Source organism: Kitasatospora sp. NPDC056531 (assembly GCF_042794375.1).
Taxonomy (GTDB): Bacteria; Actinomycetota; Actinomycetes; order Streptomycetales; family Streptomycetaceae; genus Kitasatospora.
Genome location: NZ_JBHTTU010000059.1, coordinates 14,338 through 33,378, shown reverse-complemented (window position 1 = coordinate 33,378; position 19,041 = coordinate 14,338). Strand labels below are relative to the sequence as shown.

Below are 19,041 nucleotides of genomic sequence, written 5' to 3'. Positions count from 1 at the left end.
TCTCCTTTGTGGGGTGGTCAGTTGGCAGGGTCGCGCTGGATGGGGCAGCTCATGCAGCGCGGGCCACCGCGGCCCCGGCCGAGCTCGGATCCGGCGATGGTGACGATCTCGACGCCCTGCCTGCGCAGGTAGGTGTTGGTGGTGGTGTTGCGCTCGTACCCGACGACGACGCCGGGTTCGAGGGCGAGGAAGTTGCTGCCGTCGTCCCACTGCTCGCGCTCGGCGGCGCGCACGTCCTGCTCGGCCGAGAGGAAGCGCACCTTGTCCAGGCCGAGGGCCTCGGCGAGTGAGCCGGCGAGGTCGGCGTCGGGCCGTACGTCGAAGCCGGCCGGGCGCTCGGGGGCAGGTGTCAGGGTCCAGGAGCGCAGGCTGTCGGCCAGGCCCGGGTACACGACGAAGGCGTCCCGGTCGATCATCGTCAGGACGGTGTCCAGGTGCATGAAGGCGCGGCTCTCGGGCAGCCGGACGGCGATCAGCCGGTGCGCGGTGCCGGTCAGGAACAGCTGCCGGGCGAGGGTCTCCACGGCCTGCGGGGTGGTGCGCTCACCCATTCCGACCATCACGACACCCTCGGCGAGGACATGGACGTCGCCGCCTTCCAGGGTGGTGCCCGGGGCCTGGACGGTGCCGTCCAGCAGCGGGGGCGCGGTCTCGGCGAACAGCGGGTGGAAGCGGTAGATCGCCGCGGTGTGCAGGGTCTCCCGGCGGCGGGCGGGCTTCGCCATCGGATTGAGGCTGTAACGCCGGCCGATCCAGCAGGAGTTGTCGCGCGGGAAGAGGTGGTTGGGAAGCGGCGGCAGGGCGAAGTCCTGCTCCCCCAGGACGCTCCAGACCAGGCTGTGCGGGCTCTTCAACGGCAGGTCGTCCTTGAGGACGCCGCCGATCAGGTACTCGGCGAGGGTCGGGCCGTCGAGGTCCTCGCACAGTGCCCGGACCGGGTCGACCAGGACGGGCCCGACGGTGGCCTCGGTGATGATCTGTCCGAGCAGCCAGGCCCGGGCCGGCGGCAGGGCGAGGGTCTCGCCGAGCAGGTCGGCGTAGTGGTGGACGCGGACGCCGTGGTCGCGCAGCACCTGGGCGAAGGCGTCGTGCTCCTCGCGGGCGCGCTTGGCCCACAGGATGTCGTCGAACAGCAGATCGTCGACGTTGCGGGGGGTGAGCCGGGCGAGTTCGAGACCGGGGCGGTGCAGGATGACCTGGCGCAGGCGGCCGGCTTCGGAGTCGACACGCAGGGTGCTCATCGGTGGTGCTCCTTGTTCTCAGTGCTGGTGCCGCGGGCGCAGCGCGCGGAGGATGATCGTCGGCAGGCCGACGGGGTGTGCCGTGCGGGCGGGGTGGGCCACCGGTGCGGGGGCGGACGTGTGGGCCGGCAGCGCGGGGTCGGCCGTGCCGGGGCCGGAGGGTGCCGCCGGGGCCGTGCCGTTCCCGCTCCGCTCCCGCTTGAGCCAGATGTAGACCGGGATGCCGACCAGGATGGTGAACAAGCCGTAGTAGACGGTCTGGTAGCCGCTGCCCTGGATCGACCAGTAGGAGAACACCAGGGCGAGGGCGGTGACGGTGACGTCCCGGGCCAGGCGCCGCCGGTCGAGCTCGGCGCGGCCGTGCTGCACCAGCCAGAGCAGCTGGGCGGCCGCGGACACCAGGTAGGGGATGACGGCGGTCAGGACGCTCAGCAGCACGATCTCGGTGAAGACCTTGGTGAACTGGGTGTAGCTGACCACGGTGAGCAGCGAGGCGAGCAGGGTGGCCGAGACGATGCCGAAGACGGGTACCTGGCCCTGTCCCCGGGCCTTGGCGAAGGCGGAGGGGAACAGTCCGTCCCGGGCCGCGGCGAGCGGCATCTCGGCGCAGATCAGCGTCCAGCCGTTGAGTGCGCCGAGGCCGGAGACGATCGCGGCGGCGGCGACCAGGTTCCCGGCCCAGGTGCCACCGGCGATGGTGTTGAACGCGTCGGTGAACGGTGCCGTGGAGCCCGTGAGTTGGGCGTGCGGGACGGTGCCGAAGACGGCCAGGGTGCCGAGCAGGTAGATCGCCGCGCAGGCCAGCGTGCCGTACACGGTCGCCCGGGGCACGTTGCGCTTCGGGTCCCGGACCCGGCCGGCGGCGACCGAGGCGGTCTCCAGGCCGATGTAGCTGAACAGGGCGATGGCGCCCGCCGCCGAGACGGCGCCGAGGGCCGACCCCCCGCTCGCGTTGAAGGCCCCGAAGTTACCGGACTTGACGAACAGCAGTCCGGCGGTCGCCATGAAGCCCAGTGGCAGGAACTTCAGGACGGTGGTGACCACCTGGAAGGCGCCGATGTTCCGCACGCCCGTCAGGTTGACGGCCGCGGGCAGCCAGAGCCCGGCCAGCGCGATCGTGATCGACGCCCAGGTGTGGTGGCCCTTGTTGACGAACACCTCGACGTAGCCGACCCAGGCCACCGCGATGGCCGCGTTGCCCGCCCACGCGGTGATCCAGTAGGACCAGGCGGTCAGGAACCCGGCGAACTCGCCGAACGCCTCCCGGGCGTAGACGTACGGGCCGCCGCTGCCCGGCACCCGCTCGGACAGCCGCCCGAACACCACCGCCAGTGCGAGGGCGCCGACGGTCACGGCGACGAACGCCACCAGGGCGATCGGCCCGTAGGGCGCGAGCGCGGACGGCAGGGCGAACACCCCCGTCCCGATGATGCTGCCGACGACCAGCGCGGTCGCGGCGGGCAGCCCGAAGCGCGTGTCGGTTCTCCGTTGCCCCGGGGCCGCTGCGGCGGCCCGTCGATCCGAGTGGTCGGGTGCGGACATGAGGGTGCTCCTCGGTCAGAGTGGAAGTCCGGGGCGGGGGCCTTGCCCATCGCTCGCCGATGAAGATCCTCGGTCCGCCGAGCGGCTCCGCCCCAGGGGCCGACGGTCCCTGTCCCCCGTGCCCGCGGTCCCGGTCCGCCCGCCCGGTGGTCCCGGCCCGGACCGGGACCACCGGGGCCCGGCCCCGCCCCGTCGCGGTCGACACGAGGAGGTACCGCACCCGGGCGCACGGCCCGCCGCTCTCGCGACCGGGACCACCGCTGTCGTGACCGGGACCACCGGCCCAGCGGCCGGTCCCTTCGGTCCCTTCTCCCGCCCGGCGCCCGGGCGGGAGATTCGATGGCATGCCGGGCGGCGGCCGTCCGGGCCCGATGCCTTGATCTCACGAGGGGGAACCACCATGACGCGCTGTGTCCTGACCGGAATCGACGGATCGCCGCAGAGCGAGGCCGCGGCCCTGTGGGCGGCCGCGGAGGCCCGCCGCCGGGGCTGCGCGCTCCGGCTGCTGCACGCCTGGCCGTGGCTCGACGCCGGGAACGAGAACGTCCCGCGGCCCGGCGACCTGCGGCCGAGGGCGTTGGACGCGCTTCGCGGGATCGGCGACCGGATCCGGCACGACGACCCGGACCTGCCGGTGGAGGTCGCGGTGATCTCGGACGATCCGGTCGACGGGCTGATCGCCGCAGCGAAGGGGCAGGAGCTGCTGGTGCTCGGGTCCCGCGGGCTCGGCGGGTTCGCCGGCCTCCTGGTCGGCTCGGTGGGACTCGCGGTGGCAGCGGGCACGTCCATCCCGACGGTGCTGGTCCGCTCCGGACAGGCACCCACCGAGCGGCCCGCGGCCGTCGAGGCGACCCGGGAGGTGCTGGTCGGTCTCGACGGCCGTGAACCCGGCGACGCCGTCGTCGAGTTCGCCGTCGCCGAGGCAAAGCTGCGCGGCTGCCGGCTGCGCGTCGTGCACGGGTGGGACCTGGTGCCCGCCTGGGCCTACGGGGGCCTGATGCCGCCCCTGGTGGACCCGGTGGAGCAGGAGGCCGTCGAAACGGCCCTGATCTCCCCGGTCCTCACCGGCCTGAGGGCGAAGCACCCCGGTGTCGACATCGTCGAAGACATCCGCCTCGGCGGCGGAGCCCGGGCCCTGCTGGAGGCGTCCACCCATGCCGACCTCGTCGTCGTCGGCCGGCGGGAAACCCGTCACCGCCTGGGGCCGCGCCTCGGCCCGGTGGCCCACGCCGTTCTGCACCACTGCGCGGCCCCGGTCGTCGTGGTCCCCCGCCCGTGAGCCGTGCGCACCCCTCGCCATCGCCCACCCGAGCAGCGACAAGGAGCACGACCGTGTCCAGCACCCACCGCCCCGCCCGGCCCGCCGGCCCGCCCGCACCGCCGTGCGGCCACCTGCGCCGGGCTCTCGGCCTGGAGCGCAATCCGCTCGGCCGTGCCCTCGACCGGGCCCGGAGCCGGGCGGTGGTGCTCACCGCCCTCGGGATCGCGCTCGCGGCACTCCTCGGCACCGGGGCCGCCGTCACCCATCTCGCGGACGGCCAGCGACAGGCCGAGGCCACGGCCGCCCGCCTGCACCGCGTCGACGCCCTGGTGCAGGGCTCCATCCGGAAGGCGGAATCCACCGTCGTCGGAGGGAAGGCCGTCTATCGCGCCGACGCGGCCTGGACCTACCCCGGCGACCAGCGCAACACCGGCAGCATCGACGTCCCCCGGACCACTGGGCCCGGCGCCACCGTCGGGATCTGGGTCGACCAGAACGGCCGCCCGACCGCCGCACCCCCGAGCACCGCCGACCTCGTGGCCGACGCCGTGTGCCTCGGCCTGTTCCTCTTCGGTCTGCTCAGCGTTCTCGCCTCCGCGGGGCTCTGCGCGAGGCTGAGCGCCCTCGACCGTCGGGCCGACCTGGCGTGGACGCGGTCCTGGGCCCGGTCGGAGCCCGTGTGGAGCGGCCGTGAACCGCGCGGCGACCATCACGGCTGACCGGACACGACAGCACGGTTCCCCCTCCCCAAGCCGGTGCCCCCGAAAGGAAGACCGCGCCCGACCAACCCGACACCACCGGTGACATCGCACGGGCCGTCGTCGCCGCCGCGTGCGCCGCACCGTCCATCCACAACACCCAGCCGTGGCGTTTCCGCTTCGACGAGGACACCCCGGCGTTCGAGGTGTACTCCGCCCCGGTCCACGGTTTGCCCCGGACCGATCCCGATGCCAGGGCGCTGCACGTCTCGGTCGGCGCGGCGCTCTTCAACCCCCGCGCCGCCGCAGTGCACTTCGGCCGGGAGCCGGTGGTGCGGCTGCTTCCCGACGCGGAGACCCCGGACCGGTGTGACGTACCGGATCCCGCGCTCCTCGCTTCGCCCGCCTTGTCCCCGGCCGCCCCGGCGTCCCGGCCGAGGTAGGGCCGGACGGCCCTATCGAAACCGCCCCCGGTCACGCCAGACTTCGTGGAGGTTTCACGCGGCCTGCCACCAGGGCGGGCCCACGGGGTTGGAGCGGTGATGACGGAGAGTCCGGCGGCCGGGACGAGCGGCTCAGTGACGGTGTTCCTGCTGGACGACCACGAGGTGGTCCGCCGGGGCGTGCACGACCTGCTGGAGGCCGAGCCGGACCTCCAGGTGATCGGCGAGGCCGCCACTGTCGAGCAGGCCCTCGCCCGGGTCCCCGCGCTCCGACCCGACGTCGCCATCCTCGACATGCGGCTGCCGGACGGCGACGGCGTGACGGTCTGCCGCGAACTGCGCTCCCGCATGCCCGGACTGGTCTGCCTGATCCTCACCTCGTTCGACGACGAGGAGGCACTCCTGGACGCCATCATGGCCGGGGCCGCCGGCTACGTCCTCAAACAGATCAGCGGCACCGACCTGGTCCCCGCCGTGCGCACGGTCGCCTCCGGCCAGTCGATGCTCGACCCCGGCGCCGCCACCCGGCTGATGGCCCGCCTGCGCGGCGACGCCGTCACCGAACAGAGCTCCGACCTGCCCCAGCTCACCGAACGCGAGCGGGAAGTCCTCGCCCTGGTCGGCGAGGGACTCACCAACCGCCAGATCGGCCAGCGGCTCTACCTCGCCGAGAAGACCGTCAAGAACCACATCTCCCGCCTGCTGGCCAAACTCGGCGTGGAACGGCGCGTCCAGGCCGCCCTGATCGCCACCCAGACCCTGGCCACCCACGGGAAGCCGACCGGCCGGCCCGGCCGCTGAACCGGCCGCCCGGGACACCGGCCCCACCGACCAGGTCCGGTCGGCATCCTCGCCGGGGACCAACGACCCCTCCCCCGGCGCCCGATGCGGCGACACCATCGATGCCATGACACCTGACACCACGCCGCTGGACGGGCGAGAGTGCCGACGGCTCCTCGCCGGCCTCTCGGTCGGCCGGGTCGTCTACACCCTCGGTGCCCTGCCCGCCGTTCAACCCACCCAGTACAGGATCGGCGCCGACGGCAGCGTGCTGCTGAGCGCCATCGCCGGTTCCGAGCTGGTCCGAGCGGTCTCCGGCGCGCTGGTGGCCTTCGAAGCCGGGGAGCTCGACGCGGCAGACGGCACCGGCTGGAGCGTGACCGTCCTCGGCCGCGTCGAGGTCACACCCGACCGGACGGCAACCGGTCCGACCGACACGGTCACCGTCCGCATCCTTCCCGAGCTGGTGAGCGGCCGCCTGTTCCCGCCGACCCGCCTGGTCCAACGCTGACCGGATCACCACCTCCAGCCGGCGGACGGCACGACGAACGCGGTGCCGAGAGGCCGGGTCAGTGTTCCAGCGGCACCGACCAGGACAGCCTGGTGCCGCCGGTCTCCGGAGAGGCCAGCTCGAAAACGCCCCCCAGGGTCTCGGCCCGCTCCGCGAGGTTGCGCAGCCCGCTGCGCCGCCCCTGTTCCGGGATGCCCACCCCGTCGTCCTGCACCGTGAGCACCACCCGCGACCCGGTCGCCTGCAGCACCACCTCCACCCGCCCGGCCCGCGCGTGCCGGGCCGCGTTGCTCAGCGCCTCTCCCAGGACCGCCACCACATGGTCGGCCACCTCCGTGGGCACGTCCGTGTCGAGCAGGCCCTCCATGCTCAGCCTGGGCGGGAAGCCCAGCGCGGCCTGCGCCTCCTCGGCCACCCGCACCACGCGCGACCGCAGGCCCTGGCCGCCCTTCTCCTCCCGCGCCCGCAGGCCGAAGATCGTCGACCTGATGATCTTGATGGTCTCGTCCAGGTCCCCCACCGCACGCAGCACCCGGTCCGAGGCGCCGGGATGGTCGATGACCCGGGCCGCGCTCTGCAGCGTCATCCCCGTGGCGAACAGCCGCTGGATGGCCAGGTCGTGCAGGTCCCGGGCGATCCGGTCCCGGTCCTCCAGCATCGCCAGCTGTTCGACGTCCCGGCGGCGCGCCGCCAGCTCCAGCGCCAGCGCGGCCTGGTCGGCGAAGCCCAGCAACGGGCCGATCTCCCGGTCGGTGAACTCGGACGCGCCGGCCTCCCTCGCCAGCAGCAGCACACCGTCGATCTGCCCCTCGGCCCGGCCCAGCGGCACCGCGACCGCCGGCCCGAGCCCGTCGAACCGACTCGGTCCCGCGGACAGCCGCGGATCGCCTGCCAGGTCCGCCGTGGTCACCGGCACCCCCGAGGCACAGGCCTCACCCGACAGCGACCCCTCCAGCGGCACCACCGATCCCGCCCGGGCGCCCGTCTCCCCGCCCAGCGCCAGCTCCACCCGCACCGTCTCCGTCCCGACCACCGGCACGGACACGTCGGCCAGGTCGGCACCGGTGATCTCCCGCGCCCGCTGCGCGATCAGCTCCAGCACCTCCGATCGCGACCCCCCGGACAGCAGGGCGCGGGTGATCTCCGCGCTCGCGCTCAGCCAGCGCTGCTGGCGCTGGGCCTCCTCGTACAGCCGGGCGTTGTCGATTGCCACCCCGGCGGCCACGGCCAGCGTGGAGATCACCGCCTCGTCATCGGCATCGAACTGCTCGCCGCCCTGCTTGTCGGTCAGATAGAGGTTGCCGAAGACCTCCTCGCGCACGCGCACCGGCACGCCCAGGAAGGTCCGCATCACGGGGTGGTGCGCCGGGCACCCGAACGACGAGGGGTGCGCGGACAGGTCTTCCAGCCGCAGCGGCGCCGGGTGGCGGATCAGCTCGCCCAGCAGGCCCCGCCCTGTCGGGTACGGGCCGATCCGGGCTATCTCCTCCTCCGACAGGCCCACCGTGAGGAACTGCGACAGCGTCTCCCCGTCCGGCCCGATCACCCCGAGCGCCGCGTAGCGGGCGTCCACCAGGACCGCCGCCGCCTCCACGATCCTGCGCAGCACCTGCGTCAGATCCAGCTCCCGGCCGACCGACAGCACCGCCTCCAGCAGGCTGTGCACCCGGTCCCGGGTGCCCCGGGCCGCGTCGATCCGCGCCTGAAGCTCCTCCAACAGCTCGTCCAACCGCAGTTGCGGCATCCGTGACCGCACCGTCTCGCCGCTCACGGGCCCCTCCTCCTCGCCGAAGTCGCGGCCGATTCTCGCAGACGGCCACCGGATTCCGGGACCTTCGGTACCGGGGTGGGGCTGCTCGGCCCCTGTGGCCGACCGCCGGCACGGCGGGAGTCTGGTCGCCGGACGGGACCGCGCCTACAGGTGTCGCGGTCCTCCGCCGACCAGGGAGGTCACAGAGATGTCGCACAGTGTGGTGGTGGGGATCGACGGCTCGGCACAGAGTGCGGCGGCGGTCGAGTGGGCTGCCCTTGAGGCCCGCCGGAACGGGCTCGCGCTGCGGATGGTCCATGTCGCCGGCGGCGAGGTGGACGCGCTCGACCCCGACCTCGGCGGCGGCAGCGCGCTGCCGGGCCCGGTGGCCGAGATTCGGGACCGGATCACGGCCGAGTTGCCCGACCTGGCGGTCTCCTGCGAGATCATCCCCGGGAACCCGGCCCACGCGCTGGCCGCCACCGCCCGGCGGGCCACGATGCTGGTGCTGGGTTCGCGCGGCCTGGGCGGCTTCGCCGACCTCCTGGTCGGTTCGGTCGGGTTGCGCGCCACCGCCCGCGCAGCCTGCCCGGTGGTGCTGGTCCGCGCCGACTCGGACGGAGGAACCGGGACGGACGGACCGGCCGCGGCGCCCGGACCCGTCGTCGTGGGCGTCGAGGGCGACCGGCCGTGCGACGCGGTGCTCGCCTTCGCCTTCCAGCACGCGGCCGGCACCGGCGCCGCCCTACGGGTGATGGAGAGCCGGGACACCTTCCGCGGCCCGTACGCGACGGCGGCGCCGGTGGACCAGCGGGAGATCAGGGAGTCCCTGGCGGCCGCCGAACAGGTGCGACTGCAGGACGCCCTGACACGCTGGCAGGACAAGTTCCCCAAGGTCCGTACCGAGGCAGAGGTGTGCGCCTGGAGCGCGAGCAGGATGCTCGTGGAGGCCTCCCGCACCGCCTCGCTGGTCGTCCTCGGCCGACGGGCTCCCAAGCATCCGATGGCCGGACCCCGCTTGGGGGCGGTGGCCCAGTCGGTGCTCCACCACGTCCATAGCCCGGTCGCCGTCGTACCGCACGACTGAACCGTCCACCGGGTCCCGGCCGCGGGACCAACCGCGCGCCGGGCCCGGGACCTTCGGCCGAAAGCGGGTCCCATTGGTCGGATCCCCCGGCGCGCCGTACGAGGAAGCCTTGAGGAGAAGGCGCACGGCACCCGCCCGGCGCCCTGAGCTCGGACGATGATCCGGAGAGGTAGTCCACCATGGCACGTCGCCCGCAACACGAGCCGAAGGCGACTCCCGCGAGCAACAGCCTTCCCAGCCTCACGCCCCAGCCGCCCACCGCCGTCGACCGGCTGGTGCGGAACGCACTCGAAGCGCTGGCCGCGTACGCCTCGTTCACCCAGGAACAGGTCGATCACATCGTCAAGAAGGCCTCGCTGGCAGCGTTGGCCGAGCACACCGGGCTCGCAGTGCTGGCCGTGGAGGAGACCGGGCGCGGGGTCTTCGAGGACAAGGCGGTGAAGAACGTCTTCGCCTGCGAGAACGTCACCCACGTGATGGCCCGGACCAGGACGGTCGGGGTGGTGAACCGCGACGAGATCGACGGCATCGTGGAGATCGCCGAGCCGGTGGGGGTGGTCGCCGGCATCACCCCGGTGACCAACCCGACCTCCACCACGATCTTCAAGTGCCTGCTCGCGCTCAAAACCCGCAACCCGATCGTGTTCGCCTTCCACCCGTCGGCCCAACGCTGCTCGGCCGAGGCGGCCCGGATCGTCCGGGACGCGGCGGTGGCGGCCGGCGCCCCGGCGCACTGCATCCAGTGGATCGCGGAACCCTCGATGGCCACCACCCACGCCCTGATGAACCATCCGGACGTCGCCACCATCCTGGCCACCGGCGGCAACGCGATGGTGCGGGCCGCGTACTCCTGCGGCAAGCCGGCCCTGGGCGTCGGCGCGGGCAACGTCCCCGCGTACGTGGAGAGGAGCGCGGACCTGAAGCGGGCGGTGAACGACATCGTGCTGTCGAAGTCCTTCGACAACGGCATGATCTGCGCCTCCGAGCAGGCCGTCGTGCTGGACGCGGAGATCCGGGAGGCGGCGCTCGCCGAGTTCCGAAAGCTGAAGGCGCACCACGCGAGCGCCGACGAGAAGGTGCTGCTGGAGCGGTACCTGTTCGGGGCCGGGGACGGTACGGCGTGCGCCGGCGACCGACTGAACGCCGAGGTGGTGGGCCGCTCGGCGGCGCAGGTCGCGGAGGCGGCGGGCTTCGAGGTGCCGGCGCAGACCTCGGTGATCCTCGTCGACTGCGAGCGGGTCGGGCCCGAGGAGCCGCTGACCCGGGAGAAGCTCTGCCCGGTCCTGGCCGTACTCACCGCCCGCTCCCGCACGGAAGGCGTCGAACTGGCCGCCGCCATGGTGGAGTTCAACGGCCTCGGGCACTCGGCGGCGGTGCACACCGAGGACGCGGCGTTCGTCGAGGAGTTCGGGCACGCGGTAAAAGCCTGCCGGATCATCTGGAACGCGCCCAGCTCGCAGGGCGGCATCGGCGACGTCTACAACGCCTTCACGCCCTCGCTGACCCTGGGCTGCGGCAGCTACGGACACAACTCGGTCTCCGGGAACATCTCGGCGCTGAACCTCGTCAACATCAAGCGGATCGGGCGACGCAACACCAACATGCAGTGGTTCAAGGTCCCGCCGAAGATCTACTTCGAACGCAACTCGATCAAGTACCTGACGAGCATGCCCCGCGCGCACCGCATCGTCATCGTGACCGACCGAACCATGGTGGACATCGGCCATCTGGAGCGGATCCGGGGCGTGCTCGACCGCCGCCGCGACCCGGTCGAGGTGCGGGTGGTCGACGACGTCGAGCCCAACCCGAGCATCGACACCGTACGCAAGGGCGCCACCCTGATGCGCGAGTTCGAGCCGGACACCATCGTCGCGCTGGGCGGCGGCTCACCGATGGACGCGGCCAAGGTGATGTGGCTGATGTACGAGCACCCGGAGGTCGAGTTCGCGGACCTGAAGGAGAAGTTCTTCGACATCCGCAAGCGCGCCTTCACCTTCCCCGACCTCGGTGAGAAGGCGAAGCTGGTGTGCGTCCCGACCACCTCGGGCACCGGGAGCGAGGTCACCCCCTTCGCGGTGATCACCGACACCGCCACCGGTCAGAAGTACCCGCTCGCGGACTACGCGCTCACCCCGAGCGTGGCCATCGTCGACCCGACGCTGACCACAGGCCTGCCGAAGCACGTGACCGCGGACACCGGCTTCGACGCGCTCACCCACTGCATCGAGACCTACGTGTCCGTCTACGCCAACGACTTCACCGACGGACTCGCGCTCCAGGGCATCCGGCTGATCTTCGACAACCTGGAGCGCGCGGTACTGAACGGCCCGGACGACCCCTTCGCCCGCGAGCGGATGCACAACGCCGGCACGATCGCCGGGATGGCCTTCGGCTCCGCCTTCCTCGGCGCCGTACACGCCATGGCCCACACCCTCGGCGCGACCTTCCACATCGCCCACGGCCGCACCAACGCCCTGCTGCTGCCGCACGTGATCCGCTGGAACGGCTCCGCCCCCGCAAAGGTCACCGGCTGGCCCAAGTACCGGAGCTACACCGCCCCCGAGCGTTACCAGGCCATCGCCCGGATGCTCGGCCTGCCAGCCGTCACCCCCGACCAGGGCGTCGAGTCCCTCGCGGCGGCAGTAGAGGACCTGCGTGACAGGGCGGGCATCCCGCGCTCCTTCAAGGCGGCCGGCGTCGACGAGGCCGCATTCCTGGCGGCCCTCCCCCAGCAGGCCATGAACGCCTACGAGGACCAGTGCGCCCCCGCCAACCCCCGGATGCCGATGCTCGCCGACATGCAGCAGCTGATGCGCCAGGCCTACTACGGCGACCAGGCCTGAGAGAGGACACCGAGATGACCGCCTCGCAGCACGAGCGGACCACCGTCGCCTGGGACGGCTTCGTGGGAGGATCCTGGCGGGACACCGTCGACGTTCGCGACTTCATCCAGCGCAACTACACCCCGTACGAGGGCGACGCCGGCTTCCTCACCGGCCCCACCGAGCGGACGACCGACGTGTGGCGGCAGATCACCGACCGCTTCCCCGAGGAACGCGCCAAGGGCGTGTACGACGTCGCACACGATGTCCCGGCCGGCATCACCGCGCACGCTCCCGGATACATCGACCTGGAGAAGGAGCTGATCGTCGGCCTGCAGACCGATGCCCCGCTGAAGCGGGCGATCATGCCGTACGGCGGCTGGCGAATGGTGGCGGGCGCACTGCGGACCTACGGCTACCCGGTCGATCCGGAGCTGGAGAAGGTCTTCACCCGGTACCGCAAGACCCACAACGACGGCGTGTTCGACGCCTACACGCCCGAGATCCTCGCGGCCCGCAAGGCCGGCGTCATCACCGGGCTTCCGGACGCCTACGGCCGCGGCCGGATCATCGGCGACTACCGCCGCGTCCCGCTCTACGGCGTGGACCGGCTGATCGCGGCCAAACGGGCCGAGAAGGCCGAGCTCGACGCAGCGCCCAGCGACCCGGCACGGCTCGAGGAGACCATCCGGCAGCGCGAGGAACTCGCCGAGCAGATCCGGGCGTTGGAGGAACTCAAGGAGATGGCCTCGGCCTACGGGTGCGACGTGTCGGGCCCGGCCGCCACCGCCCGCGAGGCGGTCCAGTGGCTCTACTTCGCCTACCTGGCGGCAGTCAAGGAGCAGAACGGCGCGGCGATGTCGCTCGGCCGCACCTCGACGTTCCTCGACATCTACCTCCAACGCGACCTGGCGGCAGGGCTCCTGGACGAACAGCAGGCTCAGGAGCTGATCGACGACTTCGTCATCAAGCTGCGGATCGTCCGCTTCCTGCGCACCCCCGAGTACGACGAGCTGTTCTCCGGGGACCCGACCTGGGTCACCGAGTCGATCGGCGGCATGGGCACAGACGGCCGCACCCTCGTCACCCGGACCTCCTTCCGCTACCTGCAGACCCTCTACAACCTGGGCCCGGCCCCCGAACCGAACATGACGGTCTTCTGGTCGCCGCAACTCCCCAGGGGATTCAAGGAGTTCTGCGCCCGCGTGTCCATCGACACCTCCTCGATCCAGTACGAGTCGGACGAGCTGATGCGCCCGCGCTTCGGCGACGACACCGCGATCGCCTGCTGCGTCTCCGCCATGGAGGTCGGCAAGCAGATGCAGTTCTTCGGCGCCCGGGTCAACCTCGCCAAGACCCTTCTCTACGCGATCAACGGCGGGCGGGACGAGCGGTCCGGCGCCCAGGTCGGCCCGGCCACCACCCCCGTCGGCGGGGACGCCCTCGACTACGACGAGGTGACGGCTCGCTTCGACGAGCAGTTGGACTGGCTCGCCGGGACGTACGTCCACGCGCTCAACGTCATCCACTACATGCACGACAAGTACGCCTACGAGCGGATCGAGATGGCCCTGCACGACCGGGACGTCCGGCGCACCATGGCCTGCGGCATCGCCGGGCTGGCGGTCGCTGCCGATTCGTTGGCGGCGATCAAGTACGCCAAGGTCACCCCGGTCCGGGACGAGACCGGTCTGGTCACCGACTACCTGGTCGAGGGTGACTACCCGGCGTACGGCAACAACGACGACCGGGCGGACGCGATCGCGGTCCGGCTGGTCGAGGACTTCATGGCGAAGGTCCGCAAGCACCCCACCTACCGGGGCGCCGAACACACCCAGTCCGTGCTGACCATCACCTCCAACGTCGTCTACGGCAAGAAGACCGGCAACACCCCGGACGGACGGCGAGCGGGCGAACCGTTCTCGCCCGGCGCCAACCCGATGAACGGACGTGACGCCCACGGCTACGTGGCGAGCGCGCTGTCCGTCGCCAAACTGCCGTACGACCACGCCGAGGACGGCATCTCGCTCACCAACACCGTCACCCCGGACGCGCTCGGCCGCACCCCCGAGGAACGGGTGCGCAACCTGGTCGGTGTGCTGGACGGCTACACCACCTGCCACGGCTTCCACATGAACGTCAACGTCCTCAATCGGGACACCCTCCTGGATGCCATGGCCCACCCGGAGAAGTACCCGCAGCTCACCATCCGGGTCAGCGGCTACGCGGTCAACTTCCTCCGGCTCACCCGCGAACAGCAGCTCGACGTGATCGGCCGCACCTTCCACGACGTGCTGTAGTCCCCGCCACCCGCTCGCGGGGTCGGGGGCGCCCCCAACACCCACCCCCACCCCCCGCCCCCCCCCCCCAAAAAAACCCCCCCCCCTCCCCCGCCCCCCCCCCACCCATCCCCCACCCCCCTCCCCTCCCGTGCCGGCGCCACCCCGACCACCGGCGCCGGCACCGCGCCGCCCCGCAGAAGGAGCACACCTCCATGGCCACGGCCGCCCCGCAACCGGTCACCGGCATGCTGCACTCCTGGGACCTGTCCACGGGTGTCGACGGTCCCGGCACTCGCTTCGTCACCTTCCTCGCCGGCTGCCCGCTGCGCTGCCTGTACTGCCACAACCCCGACACCCGCTCCATGCACCACGGCCGCCCCTGCTCGGCCGAGGAGATCGTGCGCGAGGCCGCCAAGTACACCGAATTCATCCGCGCCTCCGGCGGCGGCGCCACCGTCAGCGGCGGTGAGCCGCTCCTCCAACCCGCCCTCACCGGCGAACTGCTGCACCGGTTCAAGCACGAACTCGGCCTGCACACCGCATTGGACACCTCCGGCTTCCTCGGCGCCCGCGCCGACGACACGCTGCTCGCCGACACCGACCTCGTCCTGCTCGACATCAAGTCCTGGGACCGCGCCCTCTACCGGCACCTGACCGGACAGCGGCTCGGCCCCACGCTCGACTTCGCACGCCGCCTGGCCGACCTGGGCAGGGAGGTCTGGCTGCGGTTCGTCCTCGTGCCGCACCTGACCGACCCCGCCCCGAACATCGAGGGCGTCGCCGCCTTCGCCGCCTCGCTCGGCAACGTCACCCGGGTCGACGTCCTGCCCTTCCACAAACTCGGCGCCGCCAAGTGGCGCGCCCTCGGGCTCGACTTCCCCCTCGCCGAGACCCCGGTGCCCACGCCGGACCAGATCGCCCGAGCCCGGGCGATCTTCGCCGCACAGGGCCTGCACACCGTCTGAACCCGGACGGGTTCCCCGGCAGGTCCCGGGCTGCGGTACGGCTGCTCAGCACCGGCGCCCGGACCATCTCGGTTCCACCTGCTCCCAAGCGGACTCCCAGCTCCGCTCGGCCCGCCGATCCAGCTGGTGGCGGCACAGCACGCCCCCGTACCGAACCCGAGCACGGAGACCGTGCCGATGCCCGCCAGGACGGCGTCCAAGACGATCAGTTCGTTCGACCTGGGTACGCTGATCAGTCCGGCGTCGCTCAGCCCGACCGGGACGGCCGTCCCGATAGCCGTGCCGTCCCTCCCCAAGGTTCGCATGAACGGCAAGCACGCCACAGCCCTGCTGCGGGCTCTGCTCGCACTGACGAACGCGGAGAGCTCCCGCTGCGCACTCTCACCACGAAGGTGCAGATCACAGGCGGCATGGACAGCATGGTGATCGCATTGTGGTCTCAACGTCCGCCCGTTGCTCTCCGTCGGCAGGCTCCCCCGCTGATCAAGAGGAACTCCACAGGGGGCGAGACAATGCGGAGCTCAGCGCGTCGCGGCCGGATCTACCGTCGGTGCGGGTGCCGGGACGAGAGTCGGCGTCAGCTCGGGGCGAAGTGCCCTGGTCTCATGGACGCGAGGCACGGGACATGGACGTTCGCAGTCGATCTCCCCTCGCTCGAAGGTCGACGTACCGTACGACGTGGCGGCTTCGACGACGAGGAGATGGCCGGCAAGGCCTTGCGGCGCTTCCTGGAGGGGCGTGAGCTCGGGTTCGATGCCGATCCGAACCAGACCGTCGCCAACTACCTGCTGGAATGGCTGCGCGGCAAGGAGATGGTCCTCAAGGTCACCACCGTCTCCCACTATCGGGTCTACGTCGAGAAGGACCTGACCCCTGCGCTCGGCCTCATACGCCTGGACGAGCTGTCCCACGACCACATCGCCGCCTGGGCCCGCCGCGAGCTGGACGCCAAACGCGAGCGCCAGACCGTCTATCACGTGCTGCCACGCTCTCCAGCGCCCCGGACGACGCCGTGCGCCGCCACCGACTGCTCCACAACGCGGCCCAGCCCATCGTCATCCCCCCGCCCCCGGGCCGACGAGCGCCGCGCTTGGACGGCCGAGCAGGCCGTCACCATCCCCGTCATCCTCATCCACGGTCGCAACGCGGACTCCGGAGTGTTGGGTAACCTGCGCAACCACCTCATCCGGCAAGGGATCCCGGAGAGCTCCATCCTCACCTGGGACGACGACACCTCCCAGTCGACCAACGAGGTCCTGGCCGGGCAGCTGGCCCGGTACGTGGGCCGGGGTCGATGCGCCGGGGTCAGCGGGGCAGGATGATCCCCGTCAGCCACTTGAAGGTCGGCATGACCAGCGGCTTCCAGGGCCCAGCGGTCCGGGGTGGTGTCGGCCCGGAAGTTGTCCACGATCATCTGCGGGACGTCCCGCGAGGGCCAGGTCTCGGCGTTGACCTTGGCGGGGACGTCGGCGCACCCGGTGTCGGTCTTCCCGAGGAGGGTGACGCGTGGTGCGACCAGGATGAACGGGGTCACCTGACCGGACTTCACCAGTGGTTCCAGCTGCTTGGTCGCTTCCATGGCATCGCCGAACCAGGCGCTGGAGGATCCGCGGAACCCGGCGAGCAGTTCGACCACCGGGAAGGTCTTGTCCTTGTACGCGGGGTCGTCGTACTGCGGCGGCGTCCAGACCAGCACCTCGCCGTCGACTCCGGAGGTTCTGGCCATGGGGCGGGTGATTCGGCGAGTGAGGCGGCTGGACCTCGCCGACGTGCTCACAGCCTCCGCGGGGCGCGGTGGCGGCCCGGGCACGCTGGACGACCGCGGCTTCGCGCTGGCGTTGAAGTTGCCGCTCAAGGGGCAGGGCGGAGCGGACTCCTGACAGTCCGCGGGCGATAGGCTCTGACGAAACGTCACCAGCACACGGGGGAGCAGTACCGCAGTGAAGCACCTGACCAAGACCGGCCTGTCCGTCGCCGCCGGAGTCGTCGCCCTCTCGCTCACGGGCTGCGGCGGATCCTCGGGCGGTGGCTCCGATGCGAAGTCGGCCAGTGCCACCTCGAACAAGACCGCCGCCTCGCCGACTGCGTCGGCCGTGCCGAGCAAGCCCGTTCCCGCCGCCTTCGACAACACCAAGGGCTGGTCGGTCTCCAAGCCCGGCGACGGTGGCGAGCTGGCCTACCCCGCGATCACCGCCGACAGCAAGCTGGTCCTGCTGCGCTGGAACGCCGCCGACGGCGCGAGCTCGCGGATCGTCGCCCGCGACGCCAAGTCCGGTGCGGTCCGGTGGAGCAGCAAGCCGGTCGCCGTGCCGAAGCCCAGCGGGCAGTCGGGCGGGTCCGTGCAGACCGACACCCGCGTCCTGGTCACCCACAAGGATGGCAAGGAGTACGCGATCCTCGCCAGCACCGGCGTCGACGGCGGCGACGGCGTGAACAACGGCAGCCCGGTGACCAGGCTCGACGTGTACGACGTGGCGTCATCCGGCGACCAGGTCGCGCCGCTGCGGGAGATCACCGTCCCCGGTCTCGCCACCAACGGCTACAGCGCGCTGCTGGACGGCGGGACCGTCCTGGTCCAGCAGCACCAGGCAGCCGCCACCACTGACGTGACGACGGGTGAGGTCACCACCTACGGCGCTCAGAGCCCGGTGCTGAAGCCGCCGGCGTCCTGCCCGATGCTCGTCGGCGACTGCGGCCTCAACGCCGAGATCGTCGGCCAGACGCCCGTCGGTCCGCTGGTCCAGGGCTTCCGGGCGTTCTGGTCGAACGGGTGGTTCAGTGGCAACGCGGTCCCCGCCGGGGCGCAGGCCAACGTGGGCTCCGGGAACGTCACGGCTTACGGCACGCCCGGCGGCCAGGTGGTCGCGGCGTGGCCGACCGACGGCGGGGACGACGTCCTCTGGGCCGTCCACGACGGCCGGACCGGCCAGGTGCTGGCCAGCACGGCCTGCAAGAAGAACGGCAGTCATACCGTCGAGCCCACGTTCTCGGCGGACGGCCGCTACCTGATCGCCGACCTCGCCGTGTTCGACCTCCAGGCGAAGCAGGGTCACTGCTTCGCGGCGACCGCCGCCCGCAAGCAGGTCACGGTGACCGCCGTCGACCCGGACGGCACGGCCTACGGCCAGGCCGGCGCCGGCTCGCAGGATGGCCTGCCCACCAGCGTTGTGCTGGCCTCCGACCAGGCCGCGCCCCTGCCGGACGGCACCCTGGTGCCCAGTCTGACCGGGGCCGGTGTCGCCGTCTTTGGCACCTCGACGGCCGGCGGCGAGAGTATCCTCGTCTACCCCCACCGTTGACCATGGAGGCGCTCCGGCTGCAACGGCTCCGTGCTCAGGAGTCACCTCCTGTGGCGAGTCAGCGGTAGCGAATAAGGGCCGGTGCGATGGTGAGGATGCGGCCCTCGGCGACCTCGGGGACGTCGCCCTTGAGGATGTGCAGGTCGGTGCCGCAGATGGTCACCGCGTCCACCGGGACGACGGCGTCCTCCGGGTCGCGCCCAGCCGGATCGGGGATATCGCCCCAGGTGCGGCGGCCGGGTCCGTGGTAGGTGAGCGCCTTCATGGTGCGTTCGTTCCTCTCGGATGGCGGAGCCGGCGGTTCCGCTCTTCCGGCCTCCAGCGGGTCCGTGGCCGCTGCCAGGGGCCCGATGGGGTCCT

At 72.0% G+C, this 19,041-nt stretch carries 14 protein-coding genes and 1 pseudogene; 11 read left to right on the top strand and 4 right to left on the bottom strand.

The genetic code is table 11. The features are described 5' to 3' along the window. Positions 1-17 precede the first annotated feature (17 nt). Together ACFQ87_RS32905 and ACFQ87_RS32900 are read right to left on the bottom strand one after the other, a co-directional pair. Positions 18-1,241, bottom strand: coding sequence for an arginine deiminase (locus ACFQ87_RS32905; RefSeq protein WP_380614549.1), 1,224 nt, complete (start codon positions 1,239-1,241; stop codon positions 18-20). An 18-nt stretch (positions 1,242-1,259) separates the two neighbouring features. After that, positions 1,260-2,783 (bottom strand): amino acid permease, encoded by a 1,524-nt coding sequence (locus ACFQ87_RS32900; RefSeq protein ID WP_380614548.1) that lies wholly within the window; start codon positions 2,781-2,783, stop codon positions 1,260-1,262. Between the two features lie 400 nt (positions 2,784-3,183). Between ACFQ87_RS32900 and ACFQ87_RS32895 the strand changes: the two genes are divergently transcribed. The 4 genes from ACFQ87_RS32895 to ACFQ87_RS32880 all read left to right on the top strand — a co-directional run bounded on the left by ACFQ87_RS32895 (position 3,184) and on the right by ACFQ87_RS32880 (position 6,476). Next, a complete protein-coding gene (locus tag ACFQ87_RS32895) occupies positions 3,184-4,062 on the top strand; it encodes a universal stress protein (protein ID WP_380614547.1) in 879 nt (292 codons plus the stop codon). A 53-nt stretch (positions 4,063-4,115) separates the two neighbouring features. Beyond that, entirely contained in the window at positions 4,116-4,763 is a 648-nt protein-coding gene (locus ACFQ87_RS32890) for a hypothetical protein (RefSeq protein ID WP_380614546.1), read from the top strand. A gap of 521 nt (positions 4,764-5,284) precedes the next feature. Next, a complete protein-coding gene (locus tag ACFQ87_RS32885; RefSeq protein ID WP_380614545.1) occupies positions 5,285-5,986 on the top strand; it encodes a response regulator in 702 nt (233 codons plus the stop codon). A gap of 106 nt (positions 5,987-6,092) precedes the next feature. Then, positions 6,093-6,476 (top strand): pyridoxamine 5'-phosphate oxidase family protein, encoded by a 384-nt coding sequence (locus ACFQ87_RS32880; protein ID WP_380614544.1) that lies wholly within the window; start codon positions 6,093-6,095, stop codon positions 6,474-6,476. A gap of 58 nt (positions 6,477-6,534) precedes the next feature. Here the strand turns inward: ACFQ87_RS32880 and ACFQ87_RS32875 are convergent, their stop codons facing one another. After that, entirely contained in the window at positions 6,535-8,220 is a 1,686-nt protein-coding gene (locus tag ACFQ87_RS32875; RefSeq protein ID WP_380614559.1) for a GAF domain-containing protein, read from the bottom strand. A gap of 214 nt (positions 8,221-8,434) precedes the next feature. Between ACFQ87_RS32875 and ACFQ87_RS32870 the strand changes: the two genes are divergently transcribed. The 7 genes from ACFQ87_RS32870 (at position 8,435) to ACFQ87_RS32840 (ending at position 18,681) form a co-directional block, all read left to right on the top strand. Next, complete coding sequence (locus ACFQ87_RS32870) at positions 8,435-9,313, top strand: universal stress protein (RefSeq protein WP_380614543.1); 879 nt, start codon at positions 8,435-8,437, stop codon at positions 9,311-9,313. A 179-nt stretch (positions 9,314-9,492) separates the two neighbouring features. Next, entirely contained in the window at positions 9,493-12,156 is a 2,664-nt protein-coding gene (adhE, locus tag ACFQ87_RS32865; protein WP_380614542.1) for a bifunctional acetaldehyde-CoA/alcohol dehydrogenase, read from the top strand. A gap of 14 nt (positions 12,157-12,170) precedes the next feature. Next, positions 12,171-14,435, top strand: coding sequence for a formate C-acetyltransferase (gene pflB / locus ACFQ87_RS32860; protein ID WP_380614541.1), 2,265 nt, complete (start codon positions 12,171-12,173; stop codon positions 14,433-14,435). A 194-nt stretch (positions 14,436-14,629) separates the two neighbouring features. Then, positions 14,630-15,382 (top strand): pyruvate formate-lyase-activating protein, encoded by a 753-nt coding sequence (gene pflA, locus ACFQ87_RS32855; protein ID WP_380614540.1) that lies wholly within the window; start codon positions 14,630-14,632, stop codon positions 15,380-15,382. 701 nt (positions 15,383-16,083) lie between these two features. After that, the gene (locus ACFQ87_RS32850) at positions 16,084-16,704 is read left to right on the top strand and encodes a hypothetical protein (RefSeq protein WP_380614538.1); all 621 of its coding nucleotides are present in this window, start codon (positions 16,084-16,086) and stop codon (positions 16,702-16,704) included. 255 nt (positions 16,705-16,959) lie between these two features. Further along, a complete protein-coding gene (locus ACFQ87_RS32845) occupies positions 16,960-17,262 on the top strand; it encodes a hypothetical protein (protein ID WP_380614537.1) in 303 nt (100 codons plus the stop codon). A 60-nt stretch (positions 17,263-17,322) separates the two neighbouring features. Then, complete coding sequence (locus tag ACFQ87_RS32840; protein WP_380614535.1) at positions 17,323-18,681, top strand: hypothetical protein; 1,359 nt, start codon at positions 17,323-17,325, stop codon at positions 18,679-18,681. Positions 18,682-18,772: 91 nt separating this feature from the next. Here ACFQ87_RS32840 and ACFQ87_RS32835 read toward each other — a convergent pair. After that, a pseudogene (locus ACFQ87_RS32835) lies at positions 18,773-18,946 on the bottom strand (alcohol dehydrogenase); the annotation flags it as partial. Positions 18,947-19,041 lie beyond the last annotated feature (95 nt).